The sequence below is a fragment of the Bittarella massiliensis (ex Durand et al. 2017) genome, assembly GCF_001486165.1.
Lineage (GTDB): Bacteria > Bacillota > Clostridia > Oscillospirales > Ruminococcaceae > Bittarella > Bittarella massiliensis.
The window spans coordinates 94,347-115,794 of record NZ_LN908976.1 but is presented as its reverse complement, the minus strand read 5'-3'; the positions used below and the strand labels follow the sequence as shown (position 1 = coordinate 115,794).

General features: G+C 63.7%; 14 protein-coding genes and 2 riboswitches. Of the genes, 13 read left to right on the top strand and 1 reads right to left on the bottom strand.

The window, feature by feature from the left end; translation table 11 throughout:
• Positions 1-112: 112 nt before the first annotated feature.
• Positions 113-508 carry an RrF2 family transcriptional regulator gene (locus BN3266_RS04030; protein ID WP_059003987.1) on the top strand — a complete coding sequence of 132 codons (396 nt, stop codon included), beginning with the start codon at positions 113-115 and terminating at the stop codon, positions 506-508.
• 66 nt (positions 509-574) lie between these two features.
• On the opposite strand, the gene BN3266_RS04025 is transcribed toward BN3266_RS04030, so the two are convergent.
• Positions 575-1,513, bottom strand: coding sequence for a hypothetical protein (locus tag BN3266_RS04025; RefSeq protein ID WP_059003985.1), 939 nt, complete (start codon positions 1,511-1,513; stop codon positions 575-577).
• A gap of 229 nt (positions 1,514-1,742) precedes the next feature.
• On the opposite strand from BN3266_RS04025, the gene BN3266_RS04020 reads away from it, so the two are divergent.
• From BN3266_RS04020 to metK, 12 genes are all read left to right on the top strand, one after another.
• Positions 1,743-2,243: a MarR family winged helix-turn-helix transcriptional regulator gene (locus BN3266_RS04020; protein WP_059003983.1), complete on the top strand. Its 501-nt coding sequence runs from the start codon at positions 1,743-1,745 to the stop codon at positions 2,241-2,243.
• A 1,401-nt stretch (positions 2,244-3,644) separates the two neighbouring features.
• On the top strand, positions 3,645-7,364 hold the full coding sequence (rpoB, locus tag BN3266_RS04015) for a DNA-directed RNA polymerase subunit beta (protein ID WP_059003982.1): 3,720 nt from the start codon (positions 3,645-3,647) through the stop codon (positions 7,362-7,364).
• 30 nt (positions 7,365-7,394) lie between these two features.
• Complete coding sequence (gene rpoC, locus BN3266_RS04010) at positions 7,395-10,970, top strand: DNA-directed RNA polymerase subunit beta' (RefSeq protein WP_021658699.1); 3,576 nt, start codon at positions 7,395-7,397, stop codon at positions 10,968-10,970.
• Positions 10,971-11,207: 237 nt separating this feature from the next.
• Positions 11,208-11,633, top strand: a complete 426-nt coding sequence (gene rpsL, locus BN3266_RS04005) for a 30S ribosomal protein S12 (RefSeq protein WP_021658698.1) — start codon at positions 11,208-11,210, stop codon at positions 11,631-11,633.
• Between the two features lie 115 nt (positions 11,634-11,748).
• Positions 11,749-12,219 carry a 30S ribosomal protein S7 gene (gene rpsG / locus BN3266_RS04000; protein ID WP_052537609.1) on the top strand — a complete coding sequence of 157 codons (471 nt, stop codon included), beginning with the start codon at positions 11,749-11,751 and terminating at the stop codon, positions 12,217-12,219.
• 63 nt (positions 12,220-12,282) lie between these two features.
• Entirely contained in the window at positions 12,283-14,367 is a 2,085-nt protein-coding gene (gene fusA, locus BN3266_RS03995; RefSeq protein ID WP_059003979.1) for an elongation factor G, read from the top strand.
• 130 nt (positions 14,368-14,497) lie between these two features.
• Positions 14,498-15,700: an elongation factor Tu gene (tuf, locus tag BN3266_RS03990; protein ID WP_021658695.1), complete on the top strand. Its 1,203-nt coding sequence runs from the start codon at positions 14,498-14,500 to the stop codon at positions 15,698-15,700.
• A gap of 1,043 nt (positions 15,701-16,743) precedes the next feature.
• A complete protein-coding gene (locus BN3266_RS03985) occupies positions 16,744-17,466 on the top strand; it encodes an ABC transporter ATP-binding protein (protein WP_059003978.1) in 723 nt (240 codons plus the stop codon).
• Between the two features lie 3 nt (positions 17,467-17,469).
• Positions 17,470-18,393, top strand: a complete 924-nt coding sequence (locus BN3266_RS03980) for a SufB/SufD family protein (RefSeq protein WP_059003976.1) — start codon at positions 17,470-17,472, stop codon at positions 18,391-18,393.
• Between the two features lie 181 nt (positions 18,394-18,574).
• Positions 18,575-19,033: a GNAT family N-acetyltransferase gene (locus BN3266_RS03975; RefSeq protein WP_075109675.1), complete on the top strand. Its 459-nt coding sequence runs from the start codon at positions 18,575-18,577 to the stop codon at positions 19,031-19,033.
• A gap of 73 nt (positions 19,034-19,106) precedes the next feature.
• Positions 19,107-19,251: riboswitch (FMN riboswitch) on the top strand.
• 95 nt (positions 19,252-19,346) lie between these two features.
• Positions 19,347-19,928: an ECF transporter S component gene (locus tag BN3266_RS03970; protein ID WP_059003972.1), complete on the top strand. Its 582-nt coding sequence runs from the start codon at positions 19,347-19,349 to the stop codon at positions 19,926-19,928.
• A 29-nt stretch (positions 19,929-19,957) separates the two neighbouring features.
• A riboswitch (SAM riboswitch) is annotated at positions 19,958-20,063 on the top strand.
• 110 nt (positions 20,064-20,173) lie between these two features.
• Entirely contained in the window at positions 20,174-21,352 is a 1,179-nt protein-coding gene (gene metK, locus BN3266_RS03965) for a methionine adenosyltransferase (protein ID WP_021658684.1), read from the top strand.
• Positions 21,353-21,448 lie beyond the last annotated feature (96 nt).

Genomic DNA, 21,448 nt, shown 5'->3' with positions numbered 1-21,448 from the left:
GGAGAGGGGCCTTTTGCCGCGGGAACGGCGAACCGCCATTTGACAAAATGCCCCCGATTGGGTATACTAAAACAAATGTATAGTGATTTTGTGTAGTTTTAGGAGAAGTCCCATGTATTTTACCCGAGAGACCGATTACGCCGTGCGGATCGTGCGGCACCTGGCGTCGGTGGGCTGCCGGACCGAGGCCAAAAAGATTTCCGAGGCCACCGGCGTCACCCTCCGCTTTGCCCTCAAGATCCTCAGCAAGCTGGTGTCCGGCGGGGTGGTGCGCTCCTACAAGGGCACCCAGGGCGGCTACGAGCTGCAAAAGCCCGCCTCTGCAATCACCCTGCGGGAGATCGTCGAGATCATCGAGGGCCCGGTCTACTTGAGCAAATGCCTCCACGAAGAGGGGGAGTGCAGCTGCGGCGACAAGCAGGGCTGCAAGGTGCGGAGTGTCTTTGCCGAGATCGCCGACACCGTCAACCAGAAGATGGAGGGCTATACGGTGGACCAGTTCCTCTAGCTCCCGCCCTTTGGGCAGAGAGAAAGGGGCCGGTGGGAAAAATCCCACCGGCCCCTTTTTGGCCGCTTATTTCTTTGCGCCCCCCGCGTCGGCGAGGCGGAACTCCAGGATGCGGTTGGAGACCCCGCGGTAGTACTGAATGTAGACGGTGCTGTCGTCCTCCGGGTTGCGGTAGACCGGGCTGCCCACAAAGGCGGCGTAGTTGGTGCCCAGTTCCTTTTTGGGGGCGCGGTTGGCGCTGCCGTCCTTGACGGCGTTGCCCGCCTGCGCGAACCCCTCTTCCGGCAGGGCGTCCACCTCGCCCACCTCGGTGTAGAGCTTACCGCCCACCACCAGTTGGGGGGCGGCCCCCTCCTCGTCCACCGGCACGTAGGTGCAGCGCATCACGTAGTCCTGTCCCCCCAGGGGGAACTGCAGGTAGAGGGTGTCGGGGCTGTCCTCCCGGCGGACGACCTTGGCCCCCACCAGGTCCTGCCAGTTGGCGGCATAGTCCTTTTTGGGGGCCTTGCCCGGGTCGCCGGAGTTGGTGATGACCCCGGACACCTTCCAGCCCTCCCCCTCGGGGGGGAGGCTGTCCACATAGCCGGCCTCGGCGTAGTAGCGCCCGTCCAGCCGGACCACCGGCCGGTAGATGGAGGCGTCGCTCTTGGCCTGGTCAAAGCGCAGGTAGCTGGTGATGCCGCCGGAGGCCAACTGCAGGTAGAGGGTCTCGGGCGCGTCTGCGCTGCCGTAGAGGCTGCTGCCGATGAGCTCCACCGCGTTGGAGTAGTAGGGGAGGGAGGGCCGCTCGTTGGCGAAGACGGCGTTTCGCACCTCGCCCACCTCGCCCCAGCTCTCGTCGGGCAGCCGCACCGGGGTGTCGCCCCGGTTCTCCACGTAGATGGAGCCGCCGTAGAGCACCATCCGCTTGCAGGTGACACTGTCCACCGACCGCTCTTTCCCCAGCCCTGTGCCGAAGAGCAAAAGGGCCAGCGCCAAAAAGATGGCCGTCGCCGCTCTCTTCACACCGCACGCCTCCTCATCGCCTAAAAATGGCCGGGCCGACGCCCCCTCGGCGTTCCCCGGCGCCCGGCGGGGGGACAGCAGCCCCTCCCGCCGGGCGGTTTCTCTGACAAGATTATACCAAAAATGCACCGCTTAAGCAAAGGCGAAAAAAACGCCTTCTTTTTGGGGAAAGTGTCCCTTGCAATTTCGGGGGGAAAGCGCCATACTAAGACAGGAGAAACCGTATCACATGAGACCGTTTGACAGCCGGGGGGAAGAGGCCATGACCGAGCAGGAGAGAATACGCGAACACGTGCGCGCCTACTACGAGCACTGGTACCAGATGGACAGCCTGTACAGCGCCTGGTGCCAGCAGCACGGGTTGCAGTTCAACACCGTGGTGGCCCTCTACGTCATCCGCGACAACCCCGAGGGCTGCACCCAAAAGCACATCTGCGAAAAGACCGCCCTCCCCAAGCAGACGGTCTCCTTCATCCTCTCCGGGCTGGAGCGGCAGGGCTACATCCGCCGCCACCAGAACGAGCGGGACCACCGCAACAAGTCGGTGCAGATCACCCCCGCGGGGGAGGCGGCCCTCTACCCGGTGCTCGACTCCCTCTCCGCGGCAGAGGAGCAGGCCTACTGCCTCCTGAGCGAGGAGCAGCGCCAGGCCATCACCGAAGGCCACCAGCTGCTGCTGCGGGCCATGCGCCAGGCCATGGCGGGGGAGGGCCCGTCCGGGTCCCGCTAAAGGGAAAATAGAGAAAGAGGGAGGGGGCTTTCGCGCTTGCAGGCAGCGTGGGAGGCCCCCTCTCTTTTGCCCCGGATGCCCCTCCCTCCTCCCCCTTGGACACGGCCGCACCGTTCCCCTTGTTTTGACCTGTGGCGGCCCGCCCTTTGGCCCTGGGCAGCGCCCGCGGGAACCTCTCCGCCCGCCCCTGCATGCCCCCTCGCCCTCTCGCCGCCCTTTCCACCAGCAGCCCCGCCCCTTCTGGCCCGTGTGAGCCCTTTTGCCCCGCTCGGCCTTTGCGGGAGGACGCCCCCAGCTCCCCGCGCGCGGCCCAGTCCTCTTCTCCGCTGTGCGGCTGTCTTCGAGCGCCCCTTTCCCGCAGTCTGTGCCGCCGCTCCCGCGCGCCGTCCCTTCATCTGCGCAGACTCGATGGGGTCTCTCTGTCCCGCATGGCCCTCGCGGCTTTCCGCTCTTGCCCCTGTGAGCTGCTCTGTTCGCGCTGTTTCGCACCGCTGTCCCCGCCGCCTCTGTCTCCAGTCCTCCGTCCTCCGCGTGTCCGCGCCATGTGCTCTGCCCTCTGTGGCCTTCACGCGCTTTTGCCGCCCGTTCCCTCGCCCTCTTCGCCGTCCCGTGCGGCTGCCCTCACGGGCCCCCTACCCGCTGCCCGCCCCAAAGGGGAAAGGGGTGTTTGTCCGTCCCCACAAAGCCTTCTTCCCGCCCCCGCGTTCTGCCCCTTTCGCCCCAGCCGGTTTGCACCGGGCGCTTTCCCCGGTCGCCCCCTGTACAGCGCTCTCTGCCGCTGTCCCCGCCGCCTCTGTCTCCCGTCCTCCGCCCTCCGCGTGTCCGCGCCATGTGCGCTGCCCTGTGTGGCCTTCGCGCGCTTTTGCCGCCCGCCCCCTCGCCCTCTCGCCGTCCCGTGCGGCTGCCCTCACGGGCCCCCTACCCGCTGCCCGCCCCAAAGGGGAAAGAGGCGTTTGTCCGCCCCCACAAAGCCTTCTTCTCGCGCCCGCGCTCTGCCCCTTTCGCCCTCCCCCGGTTTGCACCGGGCGCTTTCCCCGGCCGGCTCCCGCGCAGCGCTCTCTGCCGCTCCCCCGGGCCATCCTGCCACCCCGGTCTCCCCACAGTACCCCGCCCGCCGCCCTCTCCCTCGCCCCTGCGTCAGACGGCAGGGGAGGGGGGCAAAAGAAAAAGACCCCTTTTTCCCTTTGGGAAAAAGAAGTCCTATAAAACGACGAAAATCAGTTGACAGAAGAGACAACTTGTACTATACTGATATACTGTATCAAAATGGATATTTATGTCTTTGCTAAAAGGCATTATATCATTAACCGCTGGCGAAAGCAACCTTTATTTTTGACAAAATGAACGGGTCGATTTTGTAAAAAACAGGTTGTGCAATAGAGGAATGGAGTGATCGAGCCTATGGTGAATGTCAAGCCTGTCCAACTGGGGAAAAACGTGAGAATGAGTTTCTCCAAGATCAACGAAGTGCTGGAAATGCCCAACTTGATCGAGGTGCAGAAAAACTCGTATCAATGGTTTTTGGATCAGGGCCTCAAGGAGGTCTTTTCTGACGTCTCGGCCATCACCGACTACACCGGCAACCTGGTGCTGGACTTTGTGGACTACCGGCTGGACGAAGAGGCCAAGTACTCGGTGGAGGAGTGCAAGGAGCGCGACGCCACCTACGCCGCCCCCCTGCGGGTCACCGCCCGGCTGCTCAACAAGGTCACCGGCGAAGTCAAGCAGCAGGAGATCTTCATGGGCGACTTCCCCCTGATGACCGACAGCGGCACCTTTGTCATCAACGGCGCCGAGCGGGTCATCGTCTCCCAGCTGGTGAGGAGCCCCGGCGTCTACTACGGCATGGATCACGACAAGACCGGCAAAGAGCTGTTCTCCACCACCGTCATCCCCAACCGCGGCGCCTGGCTGGAGTACGAGACCGACTCCAACGACATCTTCTATGTGCGCATCGACAAAAACCGCAAGATCCCGGTGACGGTCTTTATCCGCGCCCTGGGGCTGGGCCGCAACTCCGAGATCATCGACTTCTTCGGCGAGGACCCCAAGATCATGGCCACCCTCGACAAGGACACCACCGACAGCGTGGAGGAGGGCCTGCTGGAGACCTACCGCAAGCTCCGCCCCGGCGAGCCCCCGACGGTGGACAGCGCCCAGACCCACATCGACAACCTCTTCTTCGACGCCCGCCGCTACGACCTGTCCAAGGTGGGCCGCTACAAGTACAACAAAAAGCTGGCCCTGTCCTCCCGCATCACCGGACAGAAGCTGGCCGAGCCCGCCATCGACCCCCTGACCGGCGAGCTGCTCTGCGAGCCCGGCGTCGCCATCAAGCGGGACGTGGCCGAGCGCATCGAGCGCAGCGGCCTGGACACCGTGGTGCTGGACGTGGAGGGCCGCCCGGTCAAGTGCATCTCCAACGGGATGGTGAACATCGCCGATTTCGTGGACTTTGACTGCACCGAGCTGGGCATCCGCGAGAAGGTGCGCTTTGCCGTCCTGCGGGAGATCCTCGAGGCCGCCCAGTCCGACGACGAAAAGCGCGAGCTCATCCGCGAGCGCAAGGACGACCTGGTGCCCAAGCACATCATCATCGACGACATCTTCTCCTCCATCAACTACCTGCTCTGCCTGGCGCAGGGCGTCGGCACCACCGACGACATCGACCACCTGGGCAACCGCCGCATCCGCTCGGTGGGCGAACTGCTGCAAAACCAGTTCCGCATCGGCTTTTCCCGGATGGAGCGGGTCATCCGCGAGCGGATGACCCTGCAGGCCCAGGACCTGGAGGTGGTGACCCCCCAGGCGCTCATCAACATCCGCCCGGTGGTGGCCTCCATCAAGGAGTTCTTCGGCTCCTCGCCCCTCTCCCAGTTCATGGACCAGACAAACCCCCTGGCCGAACTGACCCACAAGCGCCGCCTGTCGGCCCTGGGCCCCGGCGGCTTGTCCCGCGACCGGGCCGGGTTCGAGGTGCGCGACGTCCACTACAGCCACTACGGCCGGATGTGCCCCATCGAGACCCCTGAGGGCCCCAACATCGGCCTGATCTCCTACCTGGCCAGCTTCGCCAAGATCAACGAGTACGGCTTCATCGAGGCCCCCTTTAGAAAGGTGGACAAGGCCACCGGCGTGGTCACCGAAGAGGTGGTCTACATGACCGCCGACGTGGAGGACAACTACGTGGTTGCCCAGGCCAACGAGCCGCTGGACGACGAGGGCCACTTCCTCCACAAGAAGGTCAACGCCCGCCACCGGGACGAGATCCTCGAGATCTCCCGCGAGAAGGTGGACTACATGGACGTCTCGCCGAAGATGGTCCTCTCGGTGGCCACCGCCATGATCCCCTTCCTGGAAAACGACGACGCCAACCGCGCCCTGATGGGCGCCAACATGCAGCGCCAGGCGGTGCCCCTGCTCAAGACCGAGTCCCCCATCGTGGGCACCGGGATGGAGTACAAGGCCGCCGTCGACTCGGGCGTCTGCGTGCTGGCCAAGCGCGCCGGCGTGGTCGAGGCGGTCAGTGCCGACGAGGTCCTCATCAAGACCGAGAAGGGCGAGCTCGACCGCTACAAACTCATCAAATTCCTCCGCTCCAACCAGGGCACCTGTTTCAACCAGCGGGTGATGGTCTCCAAGGGCGAGAAGATCGAGGCCGGCCAGGTGCTGGCCGACGGCCCCGCCACCGCCGGGGGCGAGGTCGCCCTGGGCAAAAACGCCCTCATCGGCTTCATGACCTGGGAGGGCTACAACTACGAGGACGCCGTCTTGATCAACGAGAAGATCGTCCGCGACGACGTCTACACCTCCATCCACATTGAGGAGTACGAGCTGGAGGCCCGCGACACCAAGCTGGGCCCCGAGGAGATCACCCGCGACATCCCCAACGTGGGCGAAGAGGCCCTCAAGGACTTAGACGAGCGGGGCATCATCCGCATCGGCGCCGAGGTGCAGGCCGGCGACATCCTGGTGGGCAAGGTCACCCCCAAGGGCGAGACCGAACTCACCGCCGAGGAGCGGCTGCTGCGCGCCATCTTCGGCGAGAAGGCCCGCGAGGTGCGCGACACCTCGCTGAAGGTGCCCCACGGCGAGTACGGCATCGTGGTGGACGTGAAGGTCTTCACCCGCGAGAACTCCGACGAGCTCAGCCCCGGGGTCAACATGGTGGTGCGCTGCTACATCGCTCAGAAGAGAAAGATCTCGGTGGGCGACAAGATGGCCGGCCGCCACGGCAACAAGGGCGTCGTCTCCCGCATCCTGCCCCAGGAAGACATGCCCTTCCTGCCCGACGGCACCCCCCTGGACATCGTCCTCAACCCCCTGGGCGTCCCCTCCCGAATGAACATCGGCCAGGTGCTGGAAGTGCACCTGGGGATGGCGGCCAAGGCCCTGGGCTGGAAGGTCATGACCCCGGTCTTTGACGGCGCCCACGAGCAGGACATCACCGAGGCCTTCAAGCAGGCGGGGATGCGGGAAGACGGCAAGACCGTGCTCTACGACGGCCGCACCGGCGAGCCCTTTGACAACCCGGTCACCGTCGGCTACATGTACTTCCTGAAACTCCACCACCTGGTCGACGACAAGATCCACGCCCGCTCCACCGGCCCCTACTCCCTGGTCACCCAGCAGCCCCTGGGCGGCAAGGCCCAGTTCGGCGGCCAGCGCTTCGGCGAGATGGAGGTCTGGGCCCTGGAGGCCTACGGCGCCGCCTACACCCTGCAGGAGATCCTCACCGTCAAGTCCGACGATGTGGTGGGCCGCGTCAAGACCTACGAGGCCATCGTCAAGGGCCAGAACGTGCCCCAGTCCGGGGTGCCGGAGTCCTTCAAGGTGCTGATCAAAGAGCTCCAGTCCCTGGCGCTGGACGTGCGGGTGCTGGACAAAGAGGGCGAGGAGATCGACCTCAAGCAGAACTTTGACGACGAGGACATGGGCATTCCCAGAGTGGTGGACGACGAGGCCTTCTCCCACGTGGCCGTGGACAGCGAGGTCAACGAGAACCTGACCATGGAGGATGTGCCCGAGGACGCGGGCAGCGAGATCGGCCTGGAGGACAGCGGGGAAGAGCTCTTCTCCGAGCTGGCCGACGGGGCCGAAGAGCTGGTAGACGAAGAATAATCCGACTGGTTATAGAAGAAGGGGTCGCCAATGGAATTTAATGTGTTTGATTCGATCAAAATCGGCCTTGCTTCGCCCGAGCAGATCCGCGAGTGGTCCTACGGCGAGGTCAAGAAACCCGAGACCATCAACTATAGAACCCTGAAACCCGAGCGGGACGGCCTGTTCTGCGAGCGGATCTTTGGGCCCACCAAGGACTGGGAGTGCTACTGCGGCAAGTACAAGCGCTTGCGGTACAAGGGCAAGATCTGCGAGCGCTGCGGCGTCGAGGTCACCCGCTCCAAGGTCCGCCGGGAGCGGATGGGCCACATCGAGCTGGCCGCGCCGGTCTCCCACATCTGGTACTTCAAGGGCATCCCCTCCCGCATCGCCCTGATGCTGGACATCTCCCCCCGGCTGCTGGAGAAGGTGCTCTACTTCGCCTCCTACATCGTGGTGGACCCCGGGTTCACCCCCCTGGAGAAAAAGCAGCTCCTCTCGGAAAAAGAGTACTGGGACATGCGGGAGAAGTACGAGGACGAGTTCAAGGCGGGGATGGGGGCCGAGGCCGTCAAGGCCCTGCTGCAGGACATCGACCTGGAGCAGCTCAGCAAGGAGCTGAAATCCGAGCTGGAGACCGCCACCGGCCAAAAGCGCATCCGGCTGCTCAAGCGGCTGGAGGTGGTGGACGCCTTCCGCGTCTCGGGCAACAAGCCCGAGTGGATGATCCTGGACGTGGTCCCGGTCATCCCCCCCGACATCCGCCCCATGGTGCAGCTCGACGGCGGCCGGTTCGCCACCTCTGACCTGAACGACCTCTACCGCCGGGTCATCAACCGCAACAACCGCCTGAAACGGCTGTTGGAGCTGGGCGCCCCCGACATCATCGTGCGCAACGAGAAGCGGATGCTGCAGGAGGCGGTGGACGCCCTGATCGACAACGGCCGCCGCGGCCGCCCGGTCACCGGCCCCAACAACCGCCCCCTGAAATCCCTCTCCGACATGCTCAAGGGCAAACAGGGCCGCTTCCGGCAAAACCTGCTGGGCAAGCGGGTCGACTACTCCGGCCGTTCGGTCATCGTGGTCGGGCCGGAGCTGAAGATGCACCAGTGCGGCCTCCCCAAGGAGATGGCGCTGGAGCTGTTCAAGCCCTTTGTCATGAAGCGCCTGGTGGAGACCGGCGCCGCCGGCAACATCAAGAGCGCCCGCAAGATGGTGGAGCGCGCCAAGAACGAGGTCTGGGACGCCCTGGAGATCGTCATCAAGGACCACCCGGTCCTCCTCAACCGCGCCCCCACCCTGCACCGCCTGGGCATCCAGGCCTTTGAGCCGGTGCTGGTCGAGGGCCGCGCTCTCAAGCTGCACCCCCTGGCCTGCACCGCCTACAACGCCGACTTTGACGGCGACCAGATGGCCGTGCACGTCCCCCTGTCCGCCGAGGCGCAGTCCGAGGCCCGCTTCCTGATGCTGGCCGCCGGCAACCTGCTCAAACCCTCCGACGGCCGCCCCGTCACCGTCCCCACCCAGGACATGGTGCTGGGCTCCTACTACCTGACCATGCAGAAACCCGGCGAGCCGGGGGAGGGGATGGTCTTCCGCGACCAAAACGAGGCCCTCATGGCCTACCAGGAGGGCATCCTGGGGCTGCACGCCCCCATCAAGGTCCGCCGCGAGAGGGAGGTCGAGGGGGTCAAGCACCAGCGGCTCATCGACACCACCGTGGGCCGGCTGATCTTCAACGACCCCATCCCCCAGGACCTGGGCTATGTGGACCGCAGCGACCCCGAGAAGCTGCTGGACCTGGAGATCGACTTCCTGGTCACCAAGAAACAGCTGGGGCAGATCATCGACCGCTGCATCCAGGTGCACGGCACCGCCACCACCGCCGAGGTGCTCGACGAGATCAAGGCCCAGGGCTTCAAGTACTCCACCAAGGGCGCCATCACCGTCGCCGTCTGCGACGCGGTGATCCCCCCGCAGAAACAGCAGTACCTGGACGAGGCCGACCAGAAGATCGACCAGGTGGTGGCCCTGTACAACCGGGGCTTCATCTCCGACGACGAGCGCTACAACCAGGTGGTCGAGATCTGGGACGAGTGCACCACCAAGGTCTCCGACGCCCTGACGGCCAACCTGGACCAGTACAACCCCATCTTCATGATGGCCGACTCCGGCGCCCGCGGCTCCATCAACCAGATCCGCCAGCTCGCCGGGATGCGCGGCCTGATCGCCAACACCTCGGGCAAGACCATCGAGCTGCCCATCAAGGCCAACTACCGCGAGGGCCTGAACATCCTGGAGTACTTCATCTCCTCCCGCGGCGCCCGCAAGGGCCTGGCCGACACCGCCCTGCGGACCGCCGACTCGGGCTACCTGACCCGCCGCCTGGTGGACGTCTCCCAGGACGTGATCGTCCGCGAGGAGGACTGTGGCACCCATGACGGCATCATCATCGAGGACATCCGCGACGGCAAAGAGATGATCGAGCCCCTGCAGGAGCGCCTCACCGGCCGCTACGCTGCCGAGCCCATCTGCCACCCCGAGACCGGCGAGGTGCTGGCCGACCGCGACACCCTCATCACCGACATCCTGGCCGAGAAGATCGTGGCCGCCGGCGTCACCAGCGCCAAGATCCGCTCCATCCTCACCTGCCACAGCGCCCGGGGCATCTGCGCCAAGTGCTACGGCGCCAACCTGGCCAACAAGAAAGAGGTCTCCATCGGCGAGGCGGTGGGCATCATCGCCGCCCAGTCCATCGGCGAGCCCGGCACCCAGTTGACCATGCGCACCTTCCACACCGGCGGCATCGCCTCGGCGGAGGACATCACCCAGGGTCTGCCCCGCGTCGAGGAGCTGTTCGAGGCCCGGCGTCCCAAGACCATGGCCATCATCAGCGAGATCGACGGCGTGGTCTCCATCCGCGAGATCAAGAAGGCCCGCCACGTGGTGGTCACCAACAACGAGACCAAGGACGAGCGCAGCTACCTCATCCCCTACGGCAGCCGCCTGAAGGTGGCCGAGGGCGACCAGGTCAAGGCCGGCGACGCCTTTACCGAGGGCTCGGTCTACCCCCACGACGTGCTGGCCATCCAGGGCGAGACCGCGGTGCAGAACTACCTGATCCAGGAAGTGCAGCGGGTCTACCGCCTGCAGGGCGTTGACATCAACGACAAGCATATCGAGGTCATCGTCCGCCAGATGATGAAGAAGGTGCGGGTGGACAACGCCGGCGACACCAACCTCATCTCCGGCTCGGTGGTGGAGAAATCCGACCTCATCAAGGCCAATTTGGAGATCGACCGCCGCATCGCCGAGGGCGAGGTCAGTCTGCAGAAGGCCGACTACATCCCGGTGCTGCTGGGCATCACCAAGGCCTCCCTGGCCACCGACAGCTTTCTCTCGGCCGCCTCCTTCCAGGAGACCACCCGGGTCCTCACCGACGCCGCCATCAAGGGCAAGGTCGACCCCCTCACCGGCCTCAAGGAGAACGTCATCATCGGCAAGCTGGTCCCCGCCGGCACCGGGCTGGACGTCTACAACGACGTGGAGCTCACCCATCAGTCCGCGGGCGACCTGGTGAGCAAGGTGGCCCCCTGCGAGTACCAGCTCGACGGGCTGGGCGACTAGATCCGACCCCGTTTTCCCCCAAGGGGGGAGAAATCCGGGAAAATCGGGGGAAACGCCCCGCTTTTGCGGGAAATTTTCTCAGATTTGACTGGCAATATTGCCTAAATGCTTGACAATAATATTGGTGAAGTGTTAAACTTTGAATGTTGAGCAAATAGGGCTTATGAGAGGGCGCGTTTGCTGAAAACGCGCCCTTTTCATATAGAAAAAAACATTTTATCAAAGAGGAGGTGCAACATGCCAACATTCAACCAGCTCGTACGCAAAGGCAGACAGGTCTCGGTGAAGAAGTCGACTGCTCCCGCCCTGCAGAAGGGGTTCAACTCCATCAAAAAGGCGCAGAGCGATATGTCTTCTCCCCAAAAGAGAGGGGTCTGCACTGCCGTTCGTACCATGACCCCGAAAAAGCCGAACTCGGCGCTTCGTAAGATCGCCCGTGTGAAGCTGACCAACGGTATGGAGGTATCGGCCTACATCCCCGGTATCGGCCACAACCTGCAGGAGCACAGCGTCGTCCTGATCCGCGGCGGTCGTGTCAAAGACTTGCCTGGTGTCCGCTACCACATCATCCGCGGTACTCTGGATACCCAGGGCGTTTCCGGCCGGATGCGCAGCCGTTCCAAGTACGGCGCCAAGCGGCCCAAGGCTGGTGCTTCGAAGTAATCAAGACTTTTTTTGCCATGTGTCGGCGTTTTTATAAATGCCTGTCCTTGGCAGCACGGGAGTTTTGTCGCTTTCGAGTACCTGTGAATTCATTGATATGAAGGAGGGAAGAAAAGTGCCAAGAAGAGGTAAGATTGCCAAGCGCGACGTGTTACCCGATCCGCTGTACAATTCCAAGATGGTGACCCGCCTGATCAACAGCATCATGTATGATGGCAAGAAGGGCGTGGCCCAGAAGATTGTGTACGGGGCATTTGACATCGTAAAAGAGAAGACTGGGAAAGACCCCCTGGACGTGTTTGACGAGGCCATGGAGAACGTCATGCCCGTACTGGAAGTCAAGGCCCGCCGTGTCGGCGGCGCCACCTACCAGGTCCCCATGGAGGTCCGTCCGGCCCGCCGGCAGACCCTGGGCCTGCGGTGGATCACCCTGTACGCCCGCAAGCGTTCGGAGAGGACCATGAAAGAGCGGCTGGCCGCTGAGCTGATGGACGCCGTCAACTCCACCGGCGGGTCCGTGAAAAAGCGCGAGGACACCCACAAGATGGCCGAGGCCAACAAGGCTTTCGCCCACTATCGCTGGTAGTGTTTTCAATATTCTCAGCAAACATCTGCACAGAATCGTGCAAACCCTGATAAGGAGGGCATTATGCCAAGAGACGTTTCTCTGGAACTGACTAGAAATATTGGCATTATGGCTCACATTGATGCTGGTAAAACCACCACCACCGAGCGTATTCTGTACTATACGGGTATCAACCACAAGATCGGTGAGACTCACGACGGTGCGGCAACAATGGACTGGATGGAGCAGGAGCAGGAGCGCGGTATCACCATTACCTCCGCTGCTACGACTACCCACTGGAAGGGCCATCGCATCAATATTATTGACACCCCGGGCCACGTGGACTTCACCGTTGAGGTGGAGCGCTCTCTGCGCGTGCTCGACGGCTCGGTGACGGTGTTCTGCGCCAAAGGCGGCGTGGAGCCCCAGTCCGAGACGGTTTGGCGGCAGGCCGACAACTACAAAGTCCCCCGCATGGCCTTCGTCAACAAAATGGACATCATGGGCGCCGACTTCTACAATGTTGTCGCCATGATGAAAGACCGCCTGAAGTGCAACGCCGTGCCCCTGCAGCTGCCCATCGGCGCCGAGGAGACCTTCAAGGGGATCGTCGACCTGATGACCATGCGCGCGGAAGTCTACTACGACGACCTGGGCAACGACGTTCGCGACGAGGAGATCCCCGAGGATATGCGGGAGCTGGCGGACAAGTATCATGCTGAGCTGGTGGAAGCAGTCGCCGAGCTGGACGAGGACCTGATGATGAAGTACCTCGACGGCGAGGAGCTGGAGATCCCCGAGATGAAGAAAGTCATCCGCCGGGCCACCATCTCCAATGAAATGGTTCCGGTTCTGTGCGGCACCGCCTACAGAAACAAGGGCGTGCAGCTGCTGCTCGACGCCATCGTCGAGTACATGCCCTCGCCCACCGACATCCCCGACATCAAGGGTGTCAACCCCGAGACCGACGAAGAGGAGACCCGTCCTTCCGACGACAACGCCCCCTTCTCGGCTCTGGCGTTCAAAATTGCCACCGACCCCTTTGTGGGCAAGCTCTGCTTCTTCCGGGTCTACTCCGGTACCCTGGATGCGGGCACCAGCGTCTACAACTCGGTCAAGGGCAACAGCGAGCGGGTCGGCCGCATCCTGCAGATGCACGCCAACCACAGAAAAGACATTGAGAAGGTCTACGCGGGCGAGATCGCTGCGGCGGTCGGTCTGAAAAACACCACCACCGGCGACACCCTCTGCGACCCCAAGGCCCCCATCATCCTCGAGTCTATGGAGTTCCCCGAGCCGGTCATCCGGGTCGCCATCGAGCCCAAGACCAAGGCCGGGCAGGAGAAGATGGGCATCGCCCTCTCCAAGCTGGCTGAAGAGGACCCGACCTTTAGGACCTACACCGACGAGGAGACCGGCCAGACCATCATCGCCGGCATGGGCGAGCTCCACCTGGAGATCATCGTCGACCGCCTGCTGCGGGAGTTCAAGGTCGAGGCAAACGTGGGCAAGCCCCAGGTCGCCTACCGCGAGACCATCCGCCGCGAGAGCGACGTGGACCACAAGTACGCCCGCCAGTCCGGCGGCCGCGGCCAGTACGGCCACGTCAAGATCCGCGTTCGCCCCAACGAGACCGGCAAGGGCTATGAGTTCCTCAACAAGGTCGTCGGCGGCGCCATCCCCAAAGAGTATATCCCCGCCGTTGATTCCGGTATCCAGGGCGCCATGCAGACCGGCGTGCTCGCCGGTTACCCGGTGGTCGACGTGGTGGTCGAGCTGTACGACGGCTCTTACCACGAGGTCGACTCCTCCGAGATGGCCTTTAAGATTGCCGGCTCCATGGCCTTTAAAGAGGCCATGCGCAAGGGCGACCCGGTCATCCTGGAGCCCATCATGAAGGTTGCGGTCATCGTCCCCGAGGAGTACATGGGCGATGTCATCGGCGACATCAACTCCCGCCGCGGCCAGATCCAGGGCATGGAGTCCCGCCCCGGCGCCCAGCAGATCAACGCCTTCGTCCCCCTGGCCGAGATGTTCGGCTACGCCACCGACCTGCGCTCCAAGACCCAGGGCCGTGGCCAGTACACCATGGAGCCCAGCCACTACTCTGAGGTTCCCAAGTCCATCGCCGAGGGGATCATGAGCAAACGGGGCAAAAAAGAGGACTAGTTCCCCGCCCTGCGCCCGGCTTTGGGCCTTGCATTTCCCCTGGCAAGTTGCTACAATAGGGGTACATTGAGAGGTCTGTCTGACAGACGATAATTGCGCTATTACAAGCGAAGAAAAAGGAGGAACACCAATGGCTAAGCAGCATTTCGAAAGAAACAAACCCCATGTGAACATTGGTACCATCGGCCACGTCGACCATGGTAAAACCACCCTCACCGCCGCCATCACCAAGGTCCTGGCAATGAAGGGCCAGGCCCAGTACGAGGCCTACGACATGATCGACAAGGCCCCCGAGGAGAGAGAGCGCGGCATCACCATCAACACCGCTCACGTTGAGTACGAGACCGACAAGCGCCACTACGCGCACGTCGACTGCCCCGGGCATGCTGACTACGTCAAGAACATGATCACCGGTGCGGCCCAGATGGACGGCGCGATCCTGGTTGTCTCCGCGGCTGACGGCCCGATGCCCCAGACCCGTGAGCACATCCTGCTGTCCCGTCAGGTCGGCGTTCCCTACATCGTTGTCTTCATGAACAAAGCTGACCAGGTCGACGACGAAGAGCTGCTGGAGCTCGTCGAGATGGAGATCCGCGAGCTGCTGAGCAGCTACGACTTCCCCGGCGACGACATTCCGATCATCAAGGGCTCCGCCCTGCAGGCCATCGAGTCCACCAGCACCGACATCAACGCCCCTGAGTACGCCCCCATCCTGGAGCTCATGGACGCTGTTGACGAGTATATCCCCACCCCCGAGCGCAAAGCCGACCTGCCCTTCCTGATGCCCATCGAGGACATCTTCACCATCACCGGCCGCGGCACCGTCGCCACCGGTCGTGTGGAGCGCGGTCAGCTGAACACCGGCGACGAGGTCGAGATCGTTGGTCTGGCCGACGAGAAGAAGAAGACCGTTGTCACCGGCATCGAGATGTTCCGCAAGATCCTGGACTACGCTGAGGCTGGCGACAACATCGGCGCCCTGCTCCGCGGCATCCAGAGAGATGAGATCGAGCGCGGCCAGGTCCTCTCCAAGCCCGGTTCCATCCACCCCTACACCAAGTTCTCCGGCCAGGTGTACATCCTGAAGAAGGAAGAGGGCGGCCGTCACACCCCGTTCTTCAACAACTACCGTCCCCAGTTCTACTTCCGGACCACCGACGTGACCGGCGTCATCTCCCTGCCCGAGGGCACCGAGATGTGCATGCCTGGCGATAACGTCACCATGGACGTCGAGCTGATCACCCCCATCGCCATCGAGGAAGGCCTCCGCTTCGCTATCCGCGAGGGCGGCCGCACCGTTGGTTCGGGCGTTGTCACCGGCATCCGCGACTAGTTTCTAGCCTTAAAAAGCGCTTCGGCAATTTTGCCGAAGCGCTTTTTCTCTGCCCCGTTGCCCGCCGCCCCTCTCCCCGCACCCTGCCCCCTGTCCGTCCCAGCCGCTCTTCTTCGCTCCCCTTCAAGGCCAGAAACCCGCCCTGCCGGCCGCATCCTGAGTCCACCCATCTACCGCTCCTACTGCTTTCGGAGCAGATGCCGCCCCGGTAAACACCCGGTTTTTTCATTTTTCTTCGGGGGGAAGGGGAGGCAACGCGCTGCTCCTTTGTTTTTGAAGAGCATTGCCCGCCGCCCCTTGCCCCGCATCCTGCCCCACCTGTCCGCCCTTCTCCGCCCCCCTCAAGGCCGGCAGCCCGCGATGGAGGCAATATCCTAAACCCTGCCTAGCCGCCGACTCCCTCGCTTCCAGGCCGGATATTGTCCTTGCAAACGTCTGGTCTTTATATCTCTCTTTGGAGAGGGGAGCGGTGCCCCCCCTGTTTTCCTATTTTTGAAGAGTGCCCGGCGCGCCCTTCTGCGATGGAAGGGCAGCAGGAGGCGGAAAGAGAGAGCCCCCAGGGGCCTATCAAAGTACGGCTGTTGCCAAAAAGGCGAGACCCTCTTTCTCCACGACCTGCCCGCCGTCCCTTGCCGCGCAACCTGCCCCACCTGTCCGCCCCACCTGTTTTTCTCCGTCCCCCTCCAAGACTGGCAGCCCGCCCGGAGTGCTGTATCCCGCTCCTACAAATTGGCCGCTCCCCTCGCCTCCAGGCCAATATCCTCCTTGCAAAAGCCCCGTTTTTTAACTCCATTTGGACGAAAGAACCGCATCCCCCTATTTTAGGAGACCCCCCTCGCCCCCCTTCGCGACAGAAGGGCCGGAGGGAGCGCGCGAGAGCTCACAGAAGAGCTGCTTTTCCCCGTCCCAGCCCTCTTTTTCCCCTTTTCGGCTCCCGGCCAACAAAATGTTCACCAAATTGGTATTTTACTGCTGCAAAGGCGGGAAAATGTGGTATACTAATACCGTTCAAAATTGTTTTGTGAAAGATGCGGAGAAAGAATATGCTGCAATTACAACACATCTCCCTGCAGGTCGAAGACGGCGCCAACAGGGAGATCCTCAAAGACGTCAACCTCACCGTTGACGACGGCCGCTTTGTGGTCATCACCGGCCCCAACGGCGGCGGCAAATCCACCCTCGCCAAGGTCATTGCCGGGATCCTCGCCCCCACCGAGGGGCGCATCCTCCTAGACGGCCGGGACATCACCCAGGCCTCCATCACCGAGCGGGCCAAGATGGGCATCGGCTTTGCCTTTCAGCAGCCGGTGCGCTTCAAGGGGCTGACGGTGCGCGACCTCATCACCCTCGCCGCCGGGAGCGAGACCCTCTCCGACTGCGACATCGGCCGCTACCTGCGCTCGGTGGGCCTCTGCCCCCGCGACTACATCGACCGCGAGGCCAACGCCAGCCTCTCCGGCGGCGAGATGAAGCGCATCGAGATCGCCATGGTCCTGGCCCGCAAGACCCCCCTCACCATCTTCGACGAGCCGGAGGCCGGCATCGACCTCTGGAGTTTCGGCAACCTCATCGACGTCTTTGCCGACTTGCGGCGGGAGACCGAGGGCTCGGTCCTCATCATCTCCCACCAGGAGCGGATCCTCAACATCGCCGACGAGATCGTGGTCCTCTCGGGCGGGTCCCTCACCATGCACGGCCCGAAGGACGAAATTCTGCCCGGTCTCCTGCGGGGGGACCGCTGCGCCTTTTGCAGAGGGGAGGAGTAACCCGTGAACGACATCACCAAACAGCTGCTATCGCTCATCAGCGATTTTGACCCCGAGACCGGCTTCACCGGGGCCTTCAACATCCGCGAGGACACCGGCTGCGCCGGCCGCCAGAACAGCCAGAACATCGAGATCAGCTCCAAGTCGGACAAGCCCGGCATCGACATCCGGGTCAAACCCGGCACCAAGGGGGAGACGGTCTACATCCCCGCCTGCGTCACCCACAGCAAGGTGGACGACCTGGTCTACAACGACTTCTACATCGGCGCCGGGGCCGACGTGGTGGTGGTGGCCGGCTGCGGCGTCCACACCGACGGGGAGGAGAGCTCCCAGCACAACGGCATCCACCGCTTCTACCTCGAGCCGGGGGCCCGCGTCCTCTACCGGGAGAAGCACATCGGCACCGGCGAGGGCAGCGGCCAGCGCATCATCAACCCCCAGACCTATGTGGAGCTGCAGGAGGACAGCTACCTGGAGATGGACACCACCCAGATCAAGGGGGTGGACTCCACCCAGCGCCTCACCACCGGCGTGGTCGGCCCCCGGGCCCGGCTGGTGGTCCGCGAAAAGCTGATGACCCACGGCGAACAGTACGCCGAGACCAATTTCGAGGTGGACCTCAACGGCGAGGACAGCGGCGCCGACCTCATCTCCCGCTCGGTGGCGAAGGGGCACTCCAAACAGCTCTTCCGCTCCCGCATCAACGGCAACGTCCGCTGCACCGGGCACTCGGCCTGCGACGCCATCATCATGGACGAGGGCACCGTCTCCGCCATCCCTGAACTCACTGCCAACGACCTGGACGCGGCCCTCATCCACGAGGCGGCCATCGGCAAGATCGCCGGCGAACAGCTCACCAAGCTGATGACCCTGGGCCTCACCGCCGAGGAGGCGGAGGCCAAGATCATCGAGGGCTTTTTGAAGTAGTCTCTCAAACCTCGGCTGTGCGGCCTTCCCCGCCCCTCTCCCGCCCATTGCGGGGGAGCGGGGCGGGGAGGGGAGACGGCCATCCGCCCCGCCCGACCGCCCCTCTCGAGGAGGGGGGCGCGGGCCTCTGCTCGACGGCTGTCCCATACGCCAACAAAAGATCACGCAAGGGGGAATACCTGTGCTTTTGCGCCTCTACCGCTCCAAAGACCTGGACGGGGTGCTCGACCTCTTTTACCGGGCCGTCCACGGCTGCTGTACCCGGGACTACACCCAGGCCCAGCTGGACGCCTGGGCGCCCCAAAACCCGGACCGCTCCCGCTGGCAGAAGACCCTCACCCAGCACTACAGCCTGGTGGTGGAGGGGGAGGGGGGACTGGCCGCCTTTGGCGACCTGGACGGCAGCTATCTCGACCGCCTCTACGTCCACCCCGACTGCCGGGGCCAGGGGCTGGCCGCCCTGCTGGTGGACGCGCTGGAGGCCCGCGCCCTGCAGGGCGGGGTCAAGGTGCTGCGCACCGACGCCTCCATCACCGCCCTGCCCTTCTTTCTGGCCCGGGGGTACCGGGTGGTCAGGGAACAGCAGGTCAAGCGGGGGGAACAGACCCTCACCAACTACGCCCTGGAGAGGGAGCTCTAGCGCCCCTCCCCGCACAAAAAAGGCCCGTCCCCACCTTGACAACGGCGGCCGGCGGCCTATAATGAGAGTAGAAAGTCTGTTTCAGGGCGGGGTGCGATTCCCCACCGGCGGTGACAGGGCCCTGCCCTGAAGCCCGCGACTCCTCCGGCCCCCGGCCGGCGGACTGATTCGGTGTGATTCCGAAGCCGACGGTATAGTCCGGATGAGAGAAACGGCGCATCTTTTCTGCGTCCGCACGCCCTCGGCCTTTTCAGACCGAGGGCTTTTTGCGTCCCAGACAGACCTTCCAAACACTTTTTTTGGAGGGATTATTATGTCCAGACAAACCGCCAACCGCACCCGCAAGCTCACCACCATGGCCATGCTGGCCGCCATCTCCATCGTGCTGGTGGCCCTCATCCACTTCCCCATCATCCCCGGGGCCGCCTTTTTGGAGTACGACCCCGCCGACGTCTCCATCCTGGTGGGCACCTTCCTCTTCGGCCCCTGGGCGGGGCTGGCCCTCACCGCCGTGGTCTCGGTGATCCAGGGCCTCACCGTCAGCGCCGGGTCGGGGGTCATTGGCATCCTCATGCACTTTCTCGCCACCGGGGTCTTTTCGGTGCTGGCCGGCTCCCTCTACCAGAAATGGCACACCCGCAAGGGGGCGCTGGTGGGGCTGCTGCTGGGCTCCCTGGCCATGACCGCCGTCATGTGCCTGTGCAACCTGGTCTTTACCCCCCTCTTCATGGGGGGGACCGCCAAGGACGTGGCGGCCATGCTCATCCCCATCATCATCCCCTTCAACCTGGTCAAGGCCCTGGGCAACAGCGCCATCACCTACCTGGTCTACAAGCCCATCAGCAAGCTGGTTTTCGGCAGGGAAGGACCGGTGTTGACAACCTCCGCCAAATAGCGTATACTGATTTTCGCACAATTGAATATCACTTATCAAGAGTGGCTGAGGGAACAGGCCCTGTGAAGCCCGACAACCTGCCCCCCGCGGGGGTGCAAGGTGCCAAATCCTGCGGGTAAAGCCGAAAGATAAGCTTCGCATAAAAGCTCGGTGTTTGCCACCGGGCTTTTTTTCGACCCCGGCAAAAGTGATCTCTTCAATGGCAGAAAAATGCGTGCATTGAAAGGAAGGAAAAAACTGTGAGCATGAGAAAACTCTTCACCTCCGAATCGGTCACCGAGGGGCACCCCGATAAGATCTGCGACCAGATCTCCGACGCCGTCCTCGACGCCATCATGGAAAAAGACCCCGCCGGCCGGGTGGCCTGCGAGACCTGCGTCACCACCGGCATGGTGATGGTGATGGGGGAGATCACCACCAGCTGCTATGTGGACATCCCCAAGATCGCCCGCCAGGTCATCCGCGACATCGGCTACACCCGGGCCAAGTTCGGCTTTGACTGCGACACCTGCTCGGTCCTCACCTCCATCGACGAGCAGTCCCCCGACATCGCCCTCGGGGTGGACAAGGCCCTCGAGGCCAAGACGGGGGAGGAGGACGCCGGCACCGGCGCCGGCGACCAGGGGATGATGTTCGGCTTCGCCTGCGACGAGACCGAAGAGCTGATGCCCCTGCCCATCTCCCTGGCCCACAAGCTGGCCAAGCAGCTGACCAAGGTCCGCAAGGAGGGGGCGGTGGACTACCTCCGCCCCGACGGCAAGACCCAGGTCACCGTCGAGTACGACGGCGACACCCCGGTGCGGGTGGACACGGTGGTCATCTCCACCCAGCACGGCGACGAGGTCACCCTCGAGCAGATCCGGGAGGACATGATCGAGCTGGTCATCAAGCCCATCGTCCCCGCCGCCCTGCTGGACGAAAAGACCAAGTACCTGGTCAACCCCACCGGCCGCTTTGTCATCGGCGGGCCCCAGGGGGACAGCGGCCTCACCGGCCGCAAGATCATTGTCGACACCTACGGCGGGTACGGCCGCCACGGCGGCGGCGCCTTCTCCGGCAAGGACCCCACCAAGGTCGACCGCTCCGCCGCCTACGCCGCCCGCTATGCCGCCAAGAACGTGGTGGCCGCCGGCCTGGCCAAAAAGTGCGAGGTCGAGCTGGCCTACGCCATCGGGGTGGCCCACCCGGTCTCGGTGCTGGTGGACACCTTCGGCACCGGCGCGGTCAGCGACGACAAGCTGGCCGAGGCGCTGGTGAAGGTCTTTGACTTCCGCCCCGCCTCCATCATCCGCGACCTGGACCTGCGCCGCCCCATCTACCGCCAGCTGGCCGCCTACGGCCACCTGGGGAGAGAGGACCTGAACGTCCCCTGGGAGAAGACCGACCGGGTCGACGCCCTCCGGGCCGCCGTTTCGGCGCAGTAGCCCCTTTTGCGGCCGCACGGGCGGCCGAACCAATTTCACCTGCCGGCAGGGGAGCCGGGCGGGCCGGGCGGCCTGCCCGGCCCCTTTTTTGTCCGG

What these genes read in the sequence shown, in the direction of transcription:
- fusA (WP_059003979.1), top strand. Translation starts at nt 12,283, where the DNA reads ATGCCAAGAGACGTTTCTCTGGAACTGACTAGAAATATTGGCATTATG.
- rpoB (WP_059003982.1), top strand. Translation starts at nt 3,645, where the DNA reads ATGGTGAATGTCAAGCCTGTCCAACTGGGGAAAAACGTGAGAATGAGT.
- BN3266_RS03970 (WP_059003972.1), top strand. Translation starts at nt 19,347, where the DNA reads ATGTCCAGACAAACCGCCAACCGCACCCGCAAGCTCACCACCATGGCC.
- tuf (WP_021658695.1), top strand. Translation starts at nt 14,498, where the DNA reads ATGGCTAAGCAGCATTTCGAAAGAAACAAACCCCATGTGAACATTGGT.
- metK (WP_021658684.1), top strand. Translation starts at nt 20,174, where the DNA reads ATGAGAAAACTCTTCACCTCCGAATCGGTCACCGAGGGGCACCCCGAT.
- BN3266_RS04030 (WP_059003987.1), top strand. Translation starts at nt 113, where the DNA reads ATGTATTTTACCCGAGAGACCGATTACGCCGTGCGGATCGTGCGGCAC.
- BN3266_RS04020 (WP_059003983.1), top strand. Translation starts at nt 1,743, where the DNA reads ATGAGACCGTTTGACAGCCGGGGGGAAGAGGCCATGACCGAGCAGGAG.
- BN3266_RS03985 (WP_059003978.1), top strand. Translation starts at nt 16,744, where the DNA reads ATGCTGCAATTACAACACATCTCCCTGCAGGTCGAAGACGGCGCCAAC.
- rpoC (WP_021658699.1), top strand. Translation starts at nt 7,395, where the DNA reads ATGGAATTTAATGTGTTTGATTCGATCAAAATCGGCCTTGCTTCGCCC.
- rpsL (WP_021658698.1), top strand. Translation starts at nt 11,208, where the DNA reads ATGCCAACATTCAACCAGCTCGTACGCAAAGGCAGACAGGTCTCGGTG.